1 protein-coding gene and 1 pseudogene are annotated in these 1,282 nt (G+C 72.8%); one reads left to right on the top strand and one right to left on the bottom strand.

What is annotated here, in order from left to right; genetic code table 11:
* Positions 1-318: pseudogene (locus ABD308_RS10335) on the top strand (TetR/AcrR family transcriptional regulator); the annotation flags it as partial.
* Positions 319-322: 4 nt separating this feature from the next.
* Here ABD308_RS10335 and ABD308_RS10330 read toward each other — a convergent pair.
* Positions 323-1,048 (bottom strand): ricin-type beta-trefoil lectin domain protein, encoded by a 726-nt coding sequence (locus ABD308_RS10330; protein WP_344331252.1) that lies wholly within the window; start codon positions 1,046-1,048, stop codon positions 323-325.
* Positions 1,049-1,282 lie beyond the last annotated feature (234 nt).

The raw sequence follows: 1,282 nt of genomic DNA, 5'->3' as shown, positions 1-1,282 counted from the left end.
GCTCCCGCCCCGGCCGAACGGCTGGCCGCCTTCTACGCGGCGATGGTCGAGCTGCTGGAGACCCATGTGCACCTGGTGCTCGGCGCCGAGACCGGCGCGGCCCGCTACCGGACCGGCGCCTACGCCTTCTGGCGGCTGCACGTCACCCACCTGGCCCGCGAGGCCGGCCGGCCGGACCCGGAGGTCCTCGCCGACCAGCTGCTCGCCCCGCTCGCCCCCGAACTCTTCCGCCACCAGCGCGACGCCGGCCTCACTCCCGCGCGGATCACGGCGGCCCTCGCCGCCCTGGCCCGCGGCGCGCTGGGCGGCCGGGGCTGACGGATCAGGCCGGCACGTGCCAGACCTGGTTGGCCGCGCCGTTGCAGTCCCAGATGCCCAGCTGGTTGCCGTTGGCGGTGGAGAAGCCGAGGTCGTCCAGGCAGCGGCCGGAGGACGGGTTGAGGATCGAGCCGTCCGCCCGGACCTGCCACTGCTGGGCGCCGGTGCCGTTGCAGGTGTACAGCTGCACCTTGGTGCCGTTGGCGGTGCCGGCGCCGGTGACGTCCATGCACTTGTTGAAGGCGCGGATGGTGCCGTCGACGGCGATCTTCCACTGCTGGGCGTTGGTGCCGTTGCAGTCGTAGATCTGGACGGGGGTGCCGTCGGCGGTGTTGGCGCCCTTCACGTCGACGCACTTGCTCGCGTACCCGCTGATCTGGCCGATCGGGCCGGCGGGCTGCGGCGGGAGCTTGACGCCGTAGACGACGTGCGGGAAGGCCACGGTGTCATTGAAGCCGCAGGAGGCGACCGAGGTGCCGTCGCCGACCACGCCGTACCCGGTGACGGGCCGGGAGAACTGCACCGTGTGGTCGGCGTTCCAGTACTGGCAGGTGGCGACCACGTACCAGCTCTGCAGCGGGTCGATGCCGGAACAGTTGCCGTAGGCGTTCCAGCCGCCGACGTAGGCGTAACACCCGCCCGCGGCCTGGGCGTGGACGGCGGGCGTGGCGAGCGAGGCGGCCGCGCCCAGCAGGGCGGCGGTGGAGAGGAGAGCGGCGGTACGACGCATCGAAAGTTCCTTCCGGAGACGGGGAACCGGACAACCCGCCGGGCCGGGAACCGTGATGACGGTGCGCCGGTTGTGCGGGCCGCGTGAAAGCGTCGGGTGGTGCATGGCCACGGTCAACAGCGCGGGGGGACGATCACGCCACTGATCCGTTCACGGACGGGGGTTGGTACCAGCGGGCCGCCGGAAGCGGCGGCAGGCCGGGACCCCGGGGGATCCGTCCGGAAAGCACCCGGG

This window comes from Kitasatospora putterlickiae (genome assembly GCF_039527695.1).
Classification (GTDB): domain Bacteria; phylum Actinomycetota; class Actinomycetes; order Streptomycetales; family Streptomycetaceae; genus Kitasatospora; species Kitasatospora putterlickiae.
The sequence above is the reverse complement of the archived record's forward strand: the minus strand, read 5'-3'. Positions and strand labels throughout refer to the sequence as shown.

Excerpts from the sequence above, each read along its gene's own strand:
- ABD308_RS10330 (WP_344331252.1), bottom strand. The coding sequence starts at position 1,048 with ATGCGTCGTACCGCCGCTCTCCTCTCCACCGCCGCCCTGCTGGGCGCG.